At 41.0% G+C, this 17,401-nt stretch carries 13 protein-coding genes and 1 pseudogene; 5 read left to right on the forward strand and 9 right to left on the reverse strand.

Annotated features, from left to right (window positions below; all coding sequences use genetic code 11):
• Window positions 1-27: 27 nt before the first annotated feature.
• The 3 genes from AAHJ11_RS10295 to AAHJ11_RS10305 are packed head-to-tail and all read right to left on the reverse strand — an operon-like array spanning window position 28 to window position 3,379.
• Window positions 28-2,220, reverse strand: coding sequence for a glycosyltransferase (locus tag AAHJ11_RS10295; protein WP_320974683.1), 2,193 nt, complete (start codon window positions 2,218-2,220; stop codon window positions 28-30).
• The gene (locus AAHJ11_RS10300; RefSeq protein WP_148364874.1) at window positions 2,217-3,248 is read right to left on the reverse strand and encodes a pesticidal protein Cry7Aa; all 1,032 of its coding nucleotides are present in this window, start codon (window positions 3,246-3,248) and stop codon (window positions 2,217-2,219) included. Before AAHJ11_RS10300 ends, AAHJ11_RS10295 begins: the two co-directional genes overlap by 4 nt.
• Window positions 3,248-3,379, reverse strand: a complete 132-nt coding sequence (locus AAHJ11_RS10305; RefSeq protein ID WP_255299422.1) for a hypothetical protein — start codon at window positions 3,377-3,379, stop codon at window positions 3,248-3,250. Before AAHJ11_RS10305 ends, AAHJ11_RS10300 begins: the two co-directional genes overlap by 1 nt.
• A gap of 848 nt (window positions 3,380-4,227) precedes the next feature.
• Between AAHJ11_RS10305 and AAHJ11_RS10310 the strand changes: the two are divergent.
• The 3 genes and pseudogenes from AAHJ11_RS10310 to AAHJ11_RS10320 all read left to right on the forward strand — a co-directional run.
• A pseudogene (locus AAHJ11_RS10310) lies at window positions 4,228-4,389 on the forward strand (ATP-binding protein); the annotation flags it as partial.
• Between the two features lie 57 nt (window positions 4,390-4,446).
• Window positions 4,447-5,472: an AI-2E family transporter gene (locus AAHJ11_RS10315; RefSeq protein WP_004300618.1), complete on the forward strand. Its 1,026-nt coding sequence runs from the start codon at window positions 4,447-4,449 to the stop codon at window positions 5,470-5,472.
• A 56-nt stretch (window positions 5,473-5,528) separates the two neighbouring features.
• On the forward strand, window positions 5,529-6,701 hold the full coding sequence (locus tag AAHJ11_RS10320; protein WP_074638739.1) for a glycosyltransferase: 1,173 nt from the start codon (window positions 5,529-5,531) through the stop codon (window positions 6,699-6,701).
• 27 nt (window positions 6,702-6,728) lie between these two features.
• Here the strand turns inward: AAHJ11_RS10320 and rimI are convergent, their stop codons facing one another.
• From rimI to AAHJ11_RS10340, 4 genes are all read right to left on the reverse strand, one after another.
• Window positions 6,729-7,181 (reverse strand): ribosomal protein S18-alanine N-acetyltransferase, encoded by a 453-nt coding sequence (gene rimI / locus AAHJ11_RS10325; RefSeq protein ID WP_167511765.1) that lies wholly within the window; start codon window positions 7,179-7,181, stop codon window positions 6,729-6,731.
• A gap of 2 nt (window positions 7,182-7,183) precedes the next feature.
• Window positions 7,184-8,650 (reverse strand): RimK family protein, encoded by a 1,467-nt coding sequence (locus AAHJ11_RS10330; RefSeq protein ID WP_148364873.1) that lies wholly within the window; start codon window positions 8,648-8,650, stop codon window positions 7,184-7,186.
• Between the two features lie 130 nt (window positions 8,651-8,780).
• Window positions 8,781-10,025, reverse strand: coding sequence for an ABC transporter permease (locus AAHJ11_RS10335; protein ID WP_167511764.1), 1,245 nt, complete (start codon window positions 10,023-10,025; stop codon window positions 8,781-8,783).
• Between the two features lie 40 nt (window positions 10,026-10,065).
• Window positions 10,066-11,265 (reverse strand): pyridoxal phosphate-dependent aminotransferase, encoded by a 1,200-nt coding sequence (locus tag AAHJ11_RS10340; protein WP_148364872.1) that lies wholly within the window; start codon window positions 11,263-11,265, stop codon window positions 10,066-10,068.
• A 180-nt stretch (window positions 11,266-11,445) separates the two neighbouring features.
• Here AAHJ11_RS10340 and AAHJ11_RS10345 point away from each other — a divergent pair, with 180 nt between their 5' ends.
• Together AAHJ11_RS10345 and AAHJ11_RS10350 are read left to right on the forward strand one after the other, a co-directional pair.
• Entirely contained in the window at window positions 11,446-12,681 is a 1,236-nt protein-coding gene (locus tag AAHJ11_RS10345) for a fucose isomerase (protein ID WP_217721106.1), read from the forward strand.
• Between the two features lie 193 nt (window positions 12,682-12,874).
• Entirely contained in the window at window positions 12,875-14,935 is a 2,061-nt protein-coding gene (locus AAHJ11_RS10350) for a M48 family metallopeptidase (protein WP_148364870.1), read from the forward strand.
• 99 nt (window positions 14,936-15,034) lie between these two features.
• Here AAHJ11_RS10350 and AAHJ11_RS10355 read toward each other — a convergent pair whose 3' ends face one another.
• On the reverse strand, window positions 15,035-15,850 hold the full coding sequence (locus tag AAHJ11_RS10355) for a fimbrillin family protein (RefSeq protein ID WP_234132858.1): 816 nt from the start codon (window positions 15,848-15,850) through the stop codon (window positions 15,035-15,037).
• A gap of 12 nt (window positions 15,851-15,862) precedes the next feature.
• Complete coding sequence (locus tag AAHJ11_RS10360; RefSeq protein ID WP_167511763.1) at window positions 15,863-17,374, reverse strand: fimbrillin family protein; 1,512 nt, start codon at window positions 17,372-17,374, stop codon at window positions 15,863-15,865.
• Window positions 17,375-17,401 lie beyond the last annotated feature (27 nt).

Below are 17,401 nucleotides of genomic sequence, written 5' to 3' on the forward strand. Positions count from 1 at the left end.
GCAGTTTATGCCTGCAAATATACAGAATTAGTCAGATAAAAGAGACAGTCGTGCCATCAAATAGCAAACGGTAGATTCCGCTCCCTGATTCAAATTGATGTTATTTTCTTCCAGTCCGTCATAGCAACCACCGGTAGCAGGATTGTAAACAATCTGATGTAAATGGTTATTGCCCAGAAACCAGTTGAAAGCATCTTTTTGCATACGAAGATATTTTTCGTCCTTAAATACTTGATAAAAGGTCTTCAGAGCAATCACCATGCCCGCCACGTCTACGGGCTGTTCTCCAAATCCATGACTGCTCTTCCCTTTGTGCATCCATCCCTGATTGGAAACCACCTGAATACGATTGCCTACAAATACTTTTTTCAATAAGAATTCGAAAGATTCATGGGCTATTTCTTTATACTCCTCTCTGCCAATAGCCAGATGGGCCAACAACATTGCTTCCGGCAAAATGGCATTATCATAAGTGAGATATGCCTCAAACCATCGCCAATGCACTTCTGCCGTTCGACGATATATCTGCGCCAGTTTATTGGCCAACAGCCAGATGCACGCATCGGTCTGCGCCGAAGGACATTCACGGCTATAATAGTAGAATCCCTTGAGCATAAAAGCAATGCTACGGGGAGACTCTATCCGGTCGAACCGTTGGAAGGTACGCTTGAGAATAGCTTCCGCCTCCTCTTTCCACGGAGCGGGAAAATGCCCGGCACAAGAAATAAAATATCCCAAAGCGCAAACAGCCCGTCCATTACTATCGTCCAGTCCCACTTCCTCATTTTGCAAAGTGAATATTCCATCTTTATCCACGTAATTCAAAAAAGAGCCGTCCGGCTGCTGACAGTAACGGATAAAATTCAAGTAGGTCTTGACATACCGCTCTTTCACTTTTCCCTGTCCCGTAGCAACCACCTGACACATCGCCATTAACGCACGTGCCGTATCATCCAATGTATAGCCGGTGGAACTGTCCGGACGATTTCCTTTCGAAAACTGGATAATTCCCCACTGGCGGCTCATGCGCCGGATATGGTAAGTGTCTATGGGAGGCAGAGAATAAATCAGTTCCTCTTCCCCCCTGCCCGTTTTCTGGAAAAGAGACGCATAGGCAATAGCCACATTTTCCCAAGCTGTAGCCGCTGTCTTCTGCAGACCGACCAGTTTCATCTGAGTCCGCAACTTTTCATCAGCAAGCAGATGATTGGCAGCTTCGGACAACTGCTCCGAATTCTTAAAGTCGAAGATGATACCGGAATCATCACTCAACAATTCCAATGCATGGGGAATAGGGGTAGCTATAATCGGGCATCCGCAGCTTAACGCATAAACAAATGTCCCGCTCACTGCCTGATTCGGGTCACTTGAAGTAAAAAGATACACATCTGTCAACTGCAAATATTCCAATAAGACGGGAAGTTCAAGATATTGATTGATAAAGAGCACATGTTCTTCCAGATGCAACTCCTTTATTTTCGCTTCCAACAGATTACGATATTTCTCTCCTTCTACTTTCAGTACCCCCGGATGCGTTTTGCCGATAATAAGGAATATCACAGAAGGATTCGTCTTCACAATGGCCGGTAAGGCATCCAATGTGGTTTCGATACTTTTGCCGGGACTGAGCAGCCCGAAGGTAGAAAGCACACGCCTGCCCGAAAGCTGATAAAAATCTTTTAATTTGCTCTTATCTCTGAACGATACTAAATGGGTACCGTGAGGAATCACCGTAATTTTATCTCCATCTGCCTGATAATCCCGCAGGAGAATCTCCCGGGAGTTTTGTGTCATGACTACCAGATTCGCACAGGTAGCCATCATTCTTCCCACACTCCGGTAAAGGGCGGGTGAAGGTTGCGCAAGTACTGTATGAAAGACAAGAATCACGGGTTTGAGAAGTTGTTGCAACATTTGCAGAAAAGCTTCTTCCTGCGCTGCATATAATCCGAATTCATGCTGCACCAGCACCATTTTAACTTCAGAATTTTCATTCAACTGTCTGGTTAAAGTAGCATATGCAGAAATATCCGACGTATCAAGAACATACTCGACGTCTTCCGTACAAGTCTGTTTTTCCGTATCGGACTCCACTGCACATATCTTTATGGAGTAAGATTCTCCAAACTTTGAAAGGATAGCCCGGATCAAGTCCTGGGCAAAAGTGGCTATGCCACATTCACGAGGAGGATAAGTAGTAATACATATTATTTTTCTCATTTGATTTGTTTTATTAATTCATCTAACAACTCTGTCAGTTGCACTGACACGCAAGCCACATATTTGTCGGCTGCTCCATAATAGATATAGAGAGTGTCGCCAAACAGGGCTGTGCCCGTTGGAAAACAAACTCTATTGACTACACCGGACAGTTCATATTCTGCCTCGGGAGTGAACAACGGATAAGGCAAACGGGCTATTTCAATAGCCGGATTGTCTATATCCAACAAAGCCGCACAGGCGGAATAAACATAGCCGGAAGGAGTATCATATACACTATGATAAATCAACAGCCAACCGGCCTTTGTCTCTATCGGGGGACATCCGGCTCCGATGTAACTTGATTCATGATCGTGATAAGGCGCCAGCAGGATGCGTTTGGCGAAATTCTGATAGTATCTTTTCCAGAACTCTTTCGTCAGCATATCAAAACGCTCTACCGCCACATACTGGATGTCAGGACGAATACGATGCATAAAATAAAACTTCCCGTTGATTTTCCGGGGAAAGAATACTACGTTCTTATCCATCATATAAAGCGGATGCCCTTTCTCGTTAGTTGCCTCACGTTTATTGCCGGAGCGGAAATATTTACTGATAATGGCCTGCTGGGTACGAAGCTGTTCCCGGAATTGCGGATAGGTTATCTGGGAAGTAATGATGCCTTTCTTCTCAAAATGTCTCAAATCCGAAGAAACGGCGAGAGCACCGACAGCACTGTATCCGTCATAGGCTGTATAAGTGAGATAATAGAGATCCTCTATCTTTACGATCCGGGGATCTTCCACTCCTTGGCACTCATACTCAAACTCGGAAAACAGCAATGGAGCCACATCCCTCTCTACCACCGTCAAAGGACCTTCAAGCCGGCAATAACCGATGGATGAATAGTTTCCTTTTTTGACTGCACGATAAAACATATGCACCGTATTTCCTTCGGCAATCACTGCCGGATTCATCACACCTTCGTTCTCAAACTCAAGCGAAGTTCTTTCCAATATAACACCTTCCCTTTTTACATGTACCATTATGTCCTTGGTATTATACTCATTCCTTTGTCACTCTTACTCTGCTTCTCTCTCTGATAATCAGTCAGTACTTTAATCTTCTTGTCCGACTTTTCTTTCTTTGCTTCTCTTTTTTTCTCTTGACCTTTCATAATTCATTTCTTTTTTAGGATAGTTTATATTCGGGGATAAAATAGACGGGATTTCCTTTTCTGCAAGTTACGGTATTAATTTCCGGTAATACGATAAACTTCTGATTATTATTCTTTTATAACAGTAAAGTACATTTAAGGTAGCAAATGAGTAGCCAACGAATACTTATAAGTACAAAAACATAGCATATAAGATCCAAACAATAAATGCCGTTAAATATCAACACTTTACCAAATTACCATTCCAACCAATAAGCATATTGGAATTTTATTGACAACTCACGATAGGATGAGAATGATAGAATAATAGAAAAGACAGAAAAAACTCATTTTAAACATGGTGACGGTATCCACTTATGATAGTGACGGTATATTCATGGGATAGGGTAACCATCCCGACCGGATAGTGACGCTATCTTTCTGCTTGGAAAAGAGCATAAAAAAAGGCTATCTATCCCAGACAGCCAATCTTTTGTTAACCTTAAATCTAATACTATGAAAAACACATTGCAAAGATACGGACTTTCTGCATATCTCCAAATTTTCAGGCTCAAGTAGCGTATCTTATAACATGGTTTAATAGAAGTAACAGTTTCGTTAACATTTAACATAAATCCATCGGATATTAACGAATATCCGATGGAGTAGATTCAGAGATTACTCATATCGTAATGAACGAGCAGGTTTGCTCATTATTATTTTCATTGTCTGGAAAGCCACTGTCACAAATGAGATAAACAGCATCAGCAATACAGGTACTATAAAGAACCATGCTTTGAGATCGCAGTGCCGCACTGACCCTGTTTGGATGCCAGCAATTAGCCCAATACGACCAGCTGAAACCTATCCTGCAGGAAAAAGTATTCATTCCGTTCTTCACCACCAAATCTGAAGGAACCGGTATCGGGTTAAGTCTCTGCCGACAAATCATCCGTAACCACAACGGTCATCTGTCTATTTTGGAAAGCCGTCCCGGTAAAACAGTTTTTCATATCGACATTTCACTGTAAAACAAACCTTTCACGGTCTTCGAGTGTTTATTATCATATAAACGAATTTTACACGATATGAGTACCAAAGAACAATACTGGAAATATTCCCTCATTGTCATCATCCTGTTTATGGGAGTCATCATCTTCCGCCAAATCACTCCTTTTCTGGGGGGATTGCTGGGAGCACTCACCATCTACATTCTTGTACGCGGACAGATGAATCATCTGGTAGAAAAACGAAAGCTGAAACGAAGCATCAGCGCACTGTTGATTACCGCAGAAACGATTTTCGTCTTTCTTATCCCTTTGGGGTTGACTGTCTGGATGGTGGCAAACAAGTTACAGGATATCAATCTGGATCCACAGACCTATATTGCACCTATTCAACAGGTAGCAGAATTCATCAAAGAGAAAACAGGATACGATGTATTGGGAAAAGATACGCTGTCATTCATCATGTCCATACTTCCCCGTATCGGACAAATTATAATGGAAAGCATCAGCAGCCTTGCCATCAACCTGTTCGTCATGATCTTTGTGCTTTATTTCATGCTGATTGGAGGAAAAAAGATGGAAGCTTATGTCAATGACATTCTGCCATTTAATGAAACCAATACGCAGGAAGTCATTCACGAAATCAATATGATTGTCCGTTCCAATGCTATCGGTATTCCCTTACTGGCTATCATCCAAGGAGGCGTGGCTATGATAGGCTATCTGCTTTTCGGAGCACCCAACATACTGATGCTGGGATTCCTGACCTGCTTTGCAACCATCATTCCGATGGTAGGTACGGCATTGGTATGGTTTCCTGTAGCCGCTTATCTTGCCATCAGCGGAGACTGGTTCAACGCCATCGGGCTTTTTGGCTATGGGGCTATCGTCGTATCGCAATCGGACAACCTTATCCGGTTCATCCTCCAAAAGAAGATGGCGGATACGCATCCGCTTATCACTATTTTCGGAGTAGTCATCGGCCTGCCGATATTCGGGTTTATGGGAGTCATCTTCGGTCCGTTGCTTCTTTCATTATTCTTTCTTTTTGTGGATATGTTCAAGAAAGAATATCTCGACTTGCGAAATAACCTCCCATCGAGATGACGGAACTACCGAAAAATTGTGTACTTTTGCGGCTGTAAAAACGACACTAAAATTTGATGGAAACATTTACATTCAATACTGTCGAACTGATTCTTTTATCGGCGGCAGGTATTCTTTTTATCATTCAGCTCATTTATTATTTCGGCCTGTACAATCGAATACATGTCCATAATAAGGCTGTGGACAAAGAAGAGGCGCATTTCACACGAGAACAGCCTCCACTTTCCGTGATTCTCTGCGCACGCAATGAGGCTGAAAATCTTCGTAAAATTCTACCTGCCATTCTGGAACAGGACTATCCACAATTTGAAGTGATTGTCATCAATGATGCTTCCACAGATGATACCGAGGATATATTGGGAGTGATGGAAGAAAAATATCCTCATCTTTACCATAGTTTTACACCCGAAAGTGCACGCTATATCAGTCATAAGAAACTGGCTCTGACGTTAGGCATCAAAGCCAGCAAACATGACTGGCTGGTATTTACGGAAACAAACTGTATGCCCGCCAGCAACCAATGGCTAAAACTGATGGCACGTAATTTCACTCCACAGACTCAAATTGTGTTGGGATATAGCGGATATGACCGCACAAAAGGATGGTTGCACAAACGTACTGCATTCGACGCTTTATTCCAGTCCTTGCGCTATCTGGGATTCGCGCTAGCCGGAAAACCTTATATCGGTATCGGACGCAACCTGGCTTACCGAAAAGAACTATTCTTTCAACAGAAAGGTTTCTCCAAATACCTGAATCTGCAACGTGGAGAAGATGATTTATTCATTAATGAGCTAGCTACCTCCTCCAACACCCGTGTTGAAACAGACTTCAACGCTACCACACGAATACAGCCCGTATATCGCTACAAAGATTGGAAAGAAGAAAAGGTTAGTTATATGGCTACTGCCAGATTCTACCATGGAATACAGCGTTACCTTCTGGGATTTGAGACACTCTCCCGTTTGTTATTCTATATTACCTGTATAGCAGGTATCGTATTCGGGATTCTTAATTTCCACTGGCTGGTAGCAGGCATCGCATTCCTGATCTGGTTACTGCGCTTTACAATACAAGCTGTCGTTATCAACCGCACGGCCAAAGAAATGGGTGGAGGACGGAAATACTATTTCTCGTTACTTGTTTTCGACCTTATCCAACCTGTACAGTCATTGAAGTTCAAACTCTGCCGTTTCTTCCGGGGAAAAGGGGATTTCATGAGAAGATAAACCGGATTTCGTGAGAAGGCAGACTTATTATTGAATCAATCGCTGCATATAAATAGCATCCGAACCATCGTGATAATAGCATGGCTTTATTCCTGCAGGAATAAAGCCATTTTTCATATATAGTCCGATAGCGGAAGTATTGGTCACTTTCACTTCAAGCGTAATCTTTGCAGCCTTACATTCGCCGGCCGTCTGAATCGTCTGATCCATCAATACCTGCCCCAGTCCTCTTCCTCTATAATCCGGATGAACAGCTATCGAATAGATTCTTAAATAGCGAGTTCCCCCATGAAATAACAGGGAAACATAAGCAATCACCCTATCTCCCTCCATCATCACATAGAAAGTTCCTTTCGAACGACTTATCAGATAGGCAAACTGCTCCTTTGAGAAACTGTCTTCCCGAAAACACTCCCACTCTATTTCCAAAATAGCGGGAATGTCTGCCTGCTGTGCTTTACGGACGACTATCGGCTCCATAATCAATAATGTTTCGTTTCTAACGCTTGTTCAAAGTGATTCAACAAACGGTAATACATTTCATCACCGATAATGGCATCTTCCAGTCCATGATCAATGCTCGGATTATCATTGATTTCAATTACATAAGCCTTATCATCCACCATTTTCAGATCGACTCCATACAACCCTTTTCCTATCAGATTGGCAGCCTTAACAGCTGTATCCAATACCACACGAGGCACCTGATAAATAGGAATCGTATCTACCAATCCACAACGGCTTCTGCCCGAATCATAATGACAGTAAATCTGCCAGTGTCCTTTTGCCATATAATATTTGCAAGCATAGAGCGGTACACCGTTCAATAAACCGACACGCCAGTCAAACTCCGTTGGAGTAAATGCCTGTGCCAGCAAGATAGCCGATTTTTCAAACAGTATCTTCAGACTGGCTTGCAACTCTTCTTCGTTCGACACTTTTTTCATACCAATGGAATAAGAGCCATCCGGTATCTTCAGGATAAAAGGAGCGCCTACCTGTTCGCTTATCTGTTCGAACGAATGATGGTTGGATTGAAAAATCAATGTAGACTTGGGAGCAGGTATCTTTTCTTTCTCAAAAAGTTCTTTCAGATACACTTTATTCGTGCACCGGATGATAGACAGCGGATCGTCAATGACAGCCATTCCGTTTTGTGCAGCCAACTGTGACAAATGGAATGTATAGTGATTGAGCGACGTTGTAGTACGAATAAACAAGGCATCAAATTCGAGCAAACGAATAGCGTCATCTTCGGTAATCATCTCCACATGGATATTCATTTTCCTAGCTACCTCCGTCAATTTGTGCAGAGCGCCTTTATTGCTGGGAGGAAATTTCTCCTGTGGATCGACCAATACAGCCAGACTATAGCGGGAAGCCTTTGCCGACTTCGGTGCACGCCATATTTTCTTGTTAAAGTTATCCAGCGTATTGGCAAAAAAATCCTGCTCTTCATCATTGAGCTGATTCAGGGAAAGAAAATGAATACCCTCAATCTGATTTTTGGGATGAGTATTCAAAGCCACTCTCAACAATGGACAAGGGTAATTCTCGAAAATAAAACGTGCAATCCGTTCCAGACCTTTTTCCCGGCATTTGCCAAAGTAGATATTCAGATACCAGATATCATCCTTGATGTCATTCTTCTGTATCCATTGATAGCAAAGGGCTTGCAGACTACGATCCATCCGCACCCCCGTTCCGGCCTCCATTTTGTTGATGATATCAACATCCGGAATGACTTTCTGTCCTCTCGTTTGGGCTAGCAGCGAACAGTAATACCCTTCAGAGTTATAACTGTAATCATTGCTAAGATTAATAACTAACTTCCGGTCTTTCTCCACCGGCTTGTTTTTCAGATAGTCGGAAACAGTCAGGACACTACTTGTCTCATAATACGGTTTCCAGTCATCCAGATTATCCAACAGAATTAACACATTATTCATAATGGTTAAAAATTAAACCTACAAGAGGATATTAAGTAAATTGGGCGCAAATATAGACATATTATTCACTCCACATCACGCAATGGACCAAATTATTTTTGCAGTAAAAATCAGATAGGAAAAAAGAGGATTATTCGTATCTCATGGAGCTTGCCGGATTGATCTTAGTGATCAGAAATGAAGGACCAATCAGCATCAATACAGATGCAAACAAAGTGCCGAGATTAATCAAAACGAAAAGTAATACATTAAAGGAAACCGGAACAGTATCCACATAGTAAGTCTCCGGATCAAGTTTAAACAGTCCGAACTGTGACTGAAGAATACAGAAAGCCAAACCAATGGCATTGCCCCAAAGCATGCCTTTACCAATCAAAAAGACTGCAAACCAAAGAAAGGTTCTACGAATCGTGAAATTGTTGGCTCCCAATGCTTTTAAAATACCAATCATATTAGTACGTTCGATGATGATTATCAACAGGCCGGAAATCATAGTAAAACCGGCCACCCCTATCATCAGAAACAGGATGACCCATACATTCAAATCCAATAAGTCGAGCCAAGCAAATATCTGCGGATTCAACTGTTCGATATTACGCACATAATACACACCGCCCAGTTTATCCATCCGGTTATCTATATCGGTTGCGATTTCATACGTTATGTCCTCCAGTTTATCGTAATCTTTCACCTGTAACTCTACACCGGTCACCTGCTCCGGTTGCCAGCCGTTCAACCGATTCACCAGATTAAGATCCGTCAATAAAAAGAGATTGTCGTATTCGGAAAAGTTCGTTTGATAAATTCCGGCAATTGTCAGACGCCGGGCACGGATATCGTCCTGTATATAATAGGTGTATATCTTGTCTCCCAGTTTCAACTTCATCTTAGTGGCCAACGCCTTGGAAATAAGCACCTGATTGGAAGAAACAGAATCACTGAAAACAGGTATCTCGCCTTCCACCAAATATTCCTTTATAAAATGAGGGTCAAATTCCGGACCTACGCCTTTTAATACCATTCCCTGAAAAGCATCATCCGTCTTAATCATTCCCGGTTTAGTAGAAAAACGCTGTACATGACTTATTTCCGGATAATCAGCAAGAGCAGTCATCATACTGTCTCCTACCACAATCGGATGAGTTTCGTAAGAACTGACCGCATCCAGATTGGTAATCTGGATATGCGATCCGAACCCTATAACTTTATTTCTCACTTCACTTTTAAACCCGATGACTACCGCCACTGCAATAATCATTACAGCCAAACCAATAGCAATACCCGCCATAGCAATGAGGACCGCAGGACGTGACACCTGCTTTCCGCCATCGCTTTCACGATAGATACGCCGGGCTATGAAAAGTGATAGAGACAATTTGTATAAATACTTAATACCTGATACTTAATACTTAAATTTATTCCGTTCTTCCCGGATACACTTCCAAAGCCTTCTGCAAGACAAAAAGTGCACGGGTTAAATCTTCTTTCTTCAATACGTAAGCAATACGAACCTGATTGATTCCGGAACCCGGGGTGGTATAAAAACCGGAAGCCGGAGCCATGAATACAGTCTGACCTTCATACTCAAAATCAGAAAGACACCACGCACAGAACTTATCGGAGTCATCTACCGGAAGTTTGGCCACTGTATAGAAAGCTCCCATCGGAATGGGTGAATAAACACCGGGAATACGGTTTAAACCGTCAATCAGGCATTTACGACGCTCAACGTATTCATCATACGTCTCACGATAATATTCTTCCGGAGCGTCTAAAGAAGCCTCTGCGGCAATCTGTCCAATCAATGGAGGACTTAGGCGTGCCTGGCAGAACTTCATGACAGCATCACGTATTTCTTTGTTTTTGGTAATCAACGCACCGATGCGGATACCACATTCTGAATAACGTTTGGATACGGAGTCAATCAGTACGACATTATTCTCAATTCCTTCCAGATGGCAGGCAGAGATATAAGGAGATCCTGTATATATAAACTCACGATATACTTCATCGGAGAAAAGAAACAAATCATACTTCTTCACCAAGTCACGAATCTGATTCATTTCACGACGAGTATACAAATAACCGGTCGGATTATTCGGATTACAAATCAGGATTGCTTTGGTACGTTCATTAATCAGTTCTTCAAACTTCTCTACTTTCGGAAGGGAAAAGCCTTCTTCAATGGTCGTAGCAATAGTGCGAATCTTTGCTCCGGCAGAGATGGCAAATGCCATATAGTTAGCGTATGCAGGTTCCGGAACGATAATTTCATCTCCCGGATTCAGACAAGAAAGAAAGGAAAAAAGTACGGCTTCCGAACCTCCCGATGTAATGATTATATCGTCTGCAGTCAGATTGATATTAAACTTTGCATAATATCCCACTAATTTCTCGCGATAACTACGATAACCGGCACTGGGACTATATTCCAGTACTTTACGATCAATATTGCGTATCGCGTCAATCGCGGCCTGAGGAGTGGGCAGATCAGGCTGTCCGATGTTCAGGTGAAACACATGGACTCCGCGTTGCTTGGCAGCATCTGCCAAAGGAGCCAGCTTTCTGATAGGAGATGCAGGCATCTCGTTTCCGCGAATGGATATGGTTGGCATAATTTTATTGACTATTTTACAATTTACTATTTACTATTTAACTTGGAGCTGCAAATGTACGCAATAATTTGAATACAGAGACATAAAAACTTTAAAAACCTTAGCAAGGTTAAAATCGTTATGGTAATTTGAAAAGAAAGCTATACATTTGTCATACAGAAAACTTAAAACAATATCATAATGACCATACACCTTATCTCATTCGCCTCAATCCTTCACAAACAATCCTCGCTAAGAGGCTCGCACGAAGCTATTTTAAGCGAGATTGAAAAATATTATACTGTAAAGCTGGTCGACTATCAAGATATGGACAAGCTTAATAGTGATGATTTCAGAATCATTTTCATCGCTACCGGCGGGGTGGAAAGACTGGTCATACAGCATTTCGAAAACCTTCCCCGCCCTGCCATTTTACTGGCGGACGGCATGCAGAACTCCCTTGCAGCTGCATTGGAAATCTCTACCTGGCTGCGGGGACGCGGAATGAAAAGTGAGATTCTACACGGTGAACTACCAGCCATTATCCTGCGTATCCATACACTTTATAATAATTTCCGGGCACAACGTTCCTTATTCGGCAAACGTATCGGAGTCATCGGAAGTCCTTCTTCCTGGTTAGTGGCCAGTAACGTGGACTACTTGCTGGCTAAGCGCCGTTGGGGAATTGAATATGTAGATATTCCATTGGAACGGATTTATGATCATTTTCAACAAATCACAGATGACCAGGTAGGAGCGTCATGCGCGGCTGTAGCATCTCAAGCTCTTGCCTGTCGCGAAGGGACTCCCGAAGATTTAATCAAATCAATGCGACTATACCGGGCGATAAAAAAGGTATGTCAGGAAGAAAATCTGGAAGCACTGACATTAAGCTGTTTTAAACTGATTGAACAAATCGACACTACCGGATGCGTGGCATTATCTTTATTGAATGATGACGGGATAATAGCAGGTTGTGAAGGAGATCTCCAGTCTGTATTTACGCTATTAGCAGTTAAAGCACTTACGGGTAAAGACGGATTTATGGCAAATCCTTCCATGATCAATACCCGTACTAATGAACTGATATTGGCACATTGCACCGTAGGTCTCAAACAAACGGAGAGATATATTATCCGAAATCATTTTGAAACAGAAAAAGGAATTGCCATACAAGGGTTACTTCCGACGGGGGATGTAACGATCATAAAATGCGGCGGTGAATGTCTGGATGAATATTACTTATCTACAGGAACATTAACTGAAAATACCAATTATATTAATATGTGCCGTACACAAATACGCATCCGCATGAATACTCCAACAGAGTATTTCCTGAGAAATCCGTTGGGAAATCATCATATTATGGTTCATGGAAATTATGAAGATACGTTGAATGAGTTTTTCCAGGCGAATGCTTGTAAGCGGACAGAATAGCACTCTCTATTAATTTCTCAAAGAAGGCACTTTACTGATAAGCAAAACAATTCATCCGCTTATTAAGAAAGTGCTTTTTATACAGGTATATCCATACAAAATAAAATTTACCAAATAAAACCACCATTTATAATAGAAGATATGAAAACTAAATGATACTTTTGTATATCAAAACAATCTCATATCTAATATCATGGAATCTGAAGACGTCATCCGCAAACATTCTATTAGTGTTCTTTTCAGAATAGCTTTATTTATCTTAGTATACATCGGACTCATTGCATTGGGAGTGTTCCTGTTATGGATAGCATACCGGTTTGCCGTCTGGGGATTTCTGCATTTTACAGCCATCTCCAGTTTCAGGCTGATTTTGATATTGATAGGAGCAATGATAGGCGGAATCGGTTTTTCTGTCATGTTCGGTATTTATCTGGTTAAGTTCATATTCTCCAAAACCCAGAATATCAATGCAAATAGAAGACTCGTTACCGAAGCAGAGTGCCCTGCATTGTTCAATGCTATTCGTGAGGTGGCTTCTGCAACCCAATGTCCGATGCCTAAAAAGGTATATTTATCACCGGACGTCAATGCATGTGTCTTTTATGACACAAGTTTCTGGAGTATCTTTTTCCCTGTAAAAAAGAATCTGGAAATTGGCTTGGGATTATTCACTTCCACCAATACTTCGGAACTGAAAGGCATTCTGGCTCATGAATTCGGACATTTCTCACAGAAAAGTATGAAAATAGGTTCCAGCGTTTATATTACGAATACTGTTTTATACAATCTTGCTTTTCAAGAAGACAAGTGGGATCAATGGGTAGATAAATGGTGTATGCTACCGGTTCAGCTTCTTGCCGTTTTCGGAATGTTAACCAGACGGTTCACTAATCTGGTGAGAAAGATTCTACAGAATATGTACAAAGTGGTCAACCGTTCCTATTTCCGTTTGTCCCGGCAGATGGAATATGACGCAGATGCCATCGCATGCAGCTATGTAGGCAACCAGGTTTTTGCATCCGCATTACGAAAAATCGAGGTTTTGGGAACTACTTTTGAAATCACCCGAAACGGACTGACTGACCTTTCCGAAGAGAAAAAGAAAGTCAGCAACATTTTTGAATCGCACCAGATTATCACAGATTTCATTACTTATAAAAATCAAATACCCCTCCGCTCTCAAAGCTTAATGAACAAAGATATTCCATCACAATATCCGGAATCGAGGATTGTTGTTGAAAATGTATGGGATACCCACCCATCATTAAGCAGCAGAATATCACATTTACCGATACAGAGCGGAGAAATATCCGAAAATGACTTATCATCTTCCTGGACTTTATTACCTGACAAGTATAAAGAAGAAATATCCCAAATCATAGAAGCACAAATTGCAGAAAACACACAAACCCCGGAAGATGAAATGAAAATTATCTCCAACGAAGACTTTACGCAATGGTATAAGGAGTATTATCGCAAAAACACAATCCCCGAAGAATATCAGACCTTTCTGCAAAGGGATATAGCTACATTTGACAGAAGTCTGGTTACCATCGAAGAAACAGAAAATCCATTTTCTCTATCCAATAGTGAGATAATAAAAGAATACTCAATAGCCACAGACGATTGGAATACACTATGCAGTGTCTACAACAAAGAATTGGAAATAGAGAGTATTTCTTATCTCGGAGAAAAATGCTCCATTGACAAACTTCCCATGGATAAGCACCGGACATATATACTTTCCTTATTCGAGAAAATAAAACAAATAGACCATGATATTTATAAGTATATATTATACCGCGTAATGGACGATGTTTCATTAAAAGAAAAAGTCAATTCATTGTATAATGCTATTTTCTTTGTGAAAGAATTTAAAGACCAATACGACATTCCTTTAACCGATCAAATCAATGCACTCATTGCAGAATTTAATCGACCTATAAACCGCGATGAAGAAAATATCAAGCAACTCAAAAAGACAGTTAATGCTCTCGAAAAAGATATAAAACAAACGATGAGTATGTGTGATTGGAAAATACTGTCAGAAGTTACTGTACCGGAAACTATCAATCAGTTGAAATCATTCGTTGAAAGTCCCAATGATGAGTCAGAGCTCTCCGAGATTAATATTGAATATGTCAACACAATGATCCAATCTAAAGTTTTCTATTCTTATTTATTAGATAAAGTAGATAAGGATGCGAAAATAAAGCTTGGGAATATCATTGATAATATCGTTCAACAAAAATAAATGTATCATCCTGCTGACATACTGATAAAAATGAATCCTAAAAGCTGGACAATCAGCTTTTAGGATTCATTCCGTATTATCTTTTATCTACTCCGAAAACTAATATTGCAAGTTAATTTCAAATAGAGTTATCTTATTTGCAGTCAGAGCAGTAGCATTCTCCAATGTATAATCAAACATCACCTTTTGTCCGGCCTCATTTATTCCCACAAATTCAAAGATTCTACCAGCCAAAGTCTGTTTAGGAAGAACTCCCCTATATACATCTCCCGCTTTCATTAATGTGATAGTAGATAATGAAGCGGATGCGTCGGTTTTAGTTGTTGCAGTCTGGTTGATTAAATCTACAGATGAACCAGTTAGCACATTAAGCAGAGCAACCGAAGTCAACGTAACACCATCCGGCAAAGCCGGTTTTACTTCAATCCGCGCCATCATATGCCCAAACTGTAAACTGACAGCTCCCTCTCCCGGAAGAGCCTTTTCATTCTTAGCTACTAACAAATCACTCTGTGCGTAACCATTATCCTTTGACTGATCAGACAAAACTGTAAAATCAAAATTTGTGGTCGGATGATCCCCATAAGGATAATAAGCATAAAAATTGATAGGCGAATTATCCAATGGATAAGTGATTGATTTATCCGCGAGCCATTTTCCGTTGCCAGTGTAAGCATACATCACATTCTGGTTCAACACCTCTGATGCTCCGCGTTTTACACCAAAAACTCCTATCTGGTCATCCTCAACGAAAGAAGTGACTTTTCCCTCTGTAACGGTTCGCGTCTTTGATATATTCACATCGAAGTTGACTACCTTAGCAGATGGAACCAATTCATTCTCTGCATCCTGACTACAAGAAGTAAAACTCCCTATAAATGCAGACATTACCAATAGTATATTAAATCTTTTCATATTATTCACTGTTTAATTCTCTTTTACCTTTGTCAAAGATACATGATCCAAATAGAAATTCGAATTGGTAGCCGTTGGATAGAAACCAATGTAGAAATCATCATAATCGGCAACAGAAGCATCCGTGGCGTCAGCATCCGCATAAGAAGCTCTTCCGCTTACTCCCATTCTCGCAAAATTATAAGTGACGGAATATTCCACGTACTCTGATGTTGCAGTTACTTCCTTGTAAGTCGGATATTTACCGCCTACAAGTACAGTCAATAATGGACATTTGCTTGTTGACGTTCTCACAAAGCAATTAATTTTTCCGGTTCCCTTTACTCTGAACTTCAGAATATATTCGCCTAGCTCTGCCTTACTCATTCGATACCCAACAAAAGACTGATACCATCCGGCTGTACCTCCGGTGTGAGACAGATATAACACATTATGATTCAATTGCTCATCTAATTGTATCGTCGAATTCCACCATACAGATGTAGCATTTACCGTTTTGAACCAACTATCCATAGGAATGCCACTATTAGCAGCAAACGGATTATTCCCAGCAGAGGCTTTCAAATCACCCAATAACAGACTGGAGATAGGTCTCACCAAAAAACTAGAGCCATTTCCTTGAATCACATTATCATCTTCTTCCCAGTCCTTAATAGGCTCTTCATCCATACTGATAAATTCAATCTTATCCAAGCTGACTTTAACCACTCCACTATAACGAATTCCACTCTTAATCTCCGATAACCAGCTCGCCAAACTGATCTTTTCTGTTCGTCCCCCCATTCCGGGAAGAACAATTTCGACGTAATATCCATTAGTGGCTGTCGACGGTAAGATACGTCCGGACGCTCCATTTCCCTCACTTTCCTCATACGCAGGAAGCAGGATGTCCTGCACATTTGTTATATCCTGAATACTTCCTGTCAACAGATTAAAATTTGCTTTGGTAGGCAGCCCCGTCAACTTAATGGTAGCATTTACCAAATACTCATCCTTTACTCCATCTCCGGCTTCCAACTCTACATTCAACTCTGCAACTACCGGACGAAGTTCCATCATTGTTTTCTTATTATCCCTATTCAACCCTTTACTATTATTGGCATACACAAAGCTGAAATTATCCGCTACTGTCTGATCCGCAATATTCAAAGGGTATAAGTCATCCTTTAGATTATCTTTATACGGGTAGTAAGCCACTATATCGACTTTACTTCCATCTTCAGGATAATACAGTACTTCATCTGTGGAAACAGGAGAAAAATATCCAACAGGATAAACAGTAGCTTTATGCTTTATATTATGATAGGGCATGATGATCTCCGTTGAATTGGCTTTCAGCATAGAAACACCGATCATCTGATTATTTTCCCATTGTACACCCGACTCATCCACATCAAATGTATACACTGTGCCCTGTATGACTGCGGGAGTTATGATCGCTTCCACTTTCTCATCATCGCTACACCCCGAAAAGATGCCAGCCGACAATATCACTAGAATCGAATAAAACAGATTGTTTTTCATATTGTATCTTATTTTATTATTAATCAT

The sequence above is a fragment of the Bacteroides sp. 90-K9/2 genome, assembly GCF_047310725.1.
Lineage (GTDB): Bacteria > Bacteroidota > Bacteroidia > Bacteroidales > Bacteroidaceae > Bacteroides > Bacteroides vicugnae.

What these genes read in the sequence shown, in the direction of transcription:
- AAHJ11_RS10295 (WP_320974683.1), bottom strand. Translation starts at nt 2,220, where the DNA reads ATGAGAAAAATAATATGTATTACTACTTATCCTCCTCGTGAATGTGGC.
- AAHJ11_RS10300 (WP_148364874.1), bottom strand. Translation starts at nt 3,248, where the DNA reads ATGGTACATGTAAAAAGGGAAGGTGTTATATTGGAAAGAACTTCGCTT.
- rimI (WP_167511765.1), bottom strand. Translation starts at nt 7,181, where the DNA reads ATGGAGCCGATAGTCGTCCGTAAAGCACAGCAGGCAGACATTCCCGCT.
- AAHJ11_RS10320 (WP_074638739.1), top strand. Translation starts at nt 5,529, where the DNA reads ATGGAAACATTTACATTCAATACTGTCGAACTGATTCTTTTATCGGCG.
- AAHJ11_RS10355 (WP_234132858.1), bottom strand. Translation starts at nt 15,850, where the DNA reads ATGAAAAGATTTAATATACTATTGGTAATGTCTGCATTTATAGGGAGT.
- AAHJ11_RS10345 (WP_217721106.1), top strand. Translation starts at nt 11,446, where the DNA reads ATGACCATACACCTTATCTCATTCGCCTCAATCCTTCACAAACAATCC.
- AAHJ11_RS10350 (WP_148364870.1), top strand. Translation starts at nt 12,875, where the DNA reads ATGGAATCTGAAGACGTCATCCGCAAACATTCTATTAGTGTTCTTTTC.
- AAHJ11_RS10330 (WP_148364873.1), bottom strand. Translation starts at nt 8,650, where the DNA reads ATGAATAATGTGTTAATTCTGTTGGATAATCTGGATGACTGGAAACCG.
- AAHJ11_RS10305 (WP_255299422.1), bottom strand. Translation starts at nt 3,379, where the DNA reads ATGAAAGGTCAAGAGAAAAAAAGAGAAGCAAAGAAAGAAAAGTCGGAC.
- AAHJ11_RS10340 (WP_148364872.1), bottom strand. Translation starts at nt 11,265, where the DNA reads ATGCCAACCATATCCATTCGCGGAAACGAGATGCCTGCATCTCCTATC.
- AAHJ11_RS10360 (WP_167511763.1), bottom strand. Translation starts at nt 17,374, where the DNA reads ATGAAAAACAATCTGTTTTATTCGATTCTAGTGATATTGTCGGCTGGC.
- AAHJ11_RS10315 (WP_004300618.1), top strand. Translation starts at nt 4,447, where the DNA reads ATGAGTACCAAAGAACAATACTGGAAATATTCCCTCATTGTCATCATC.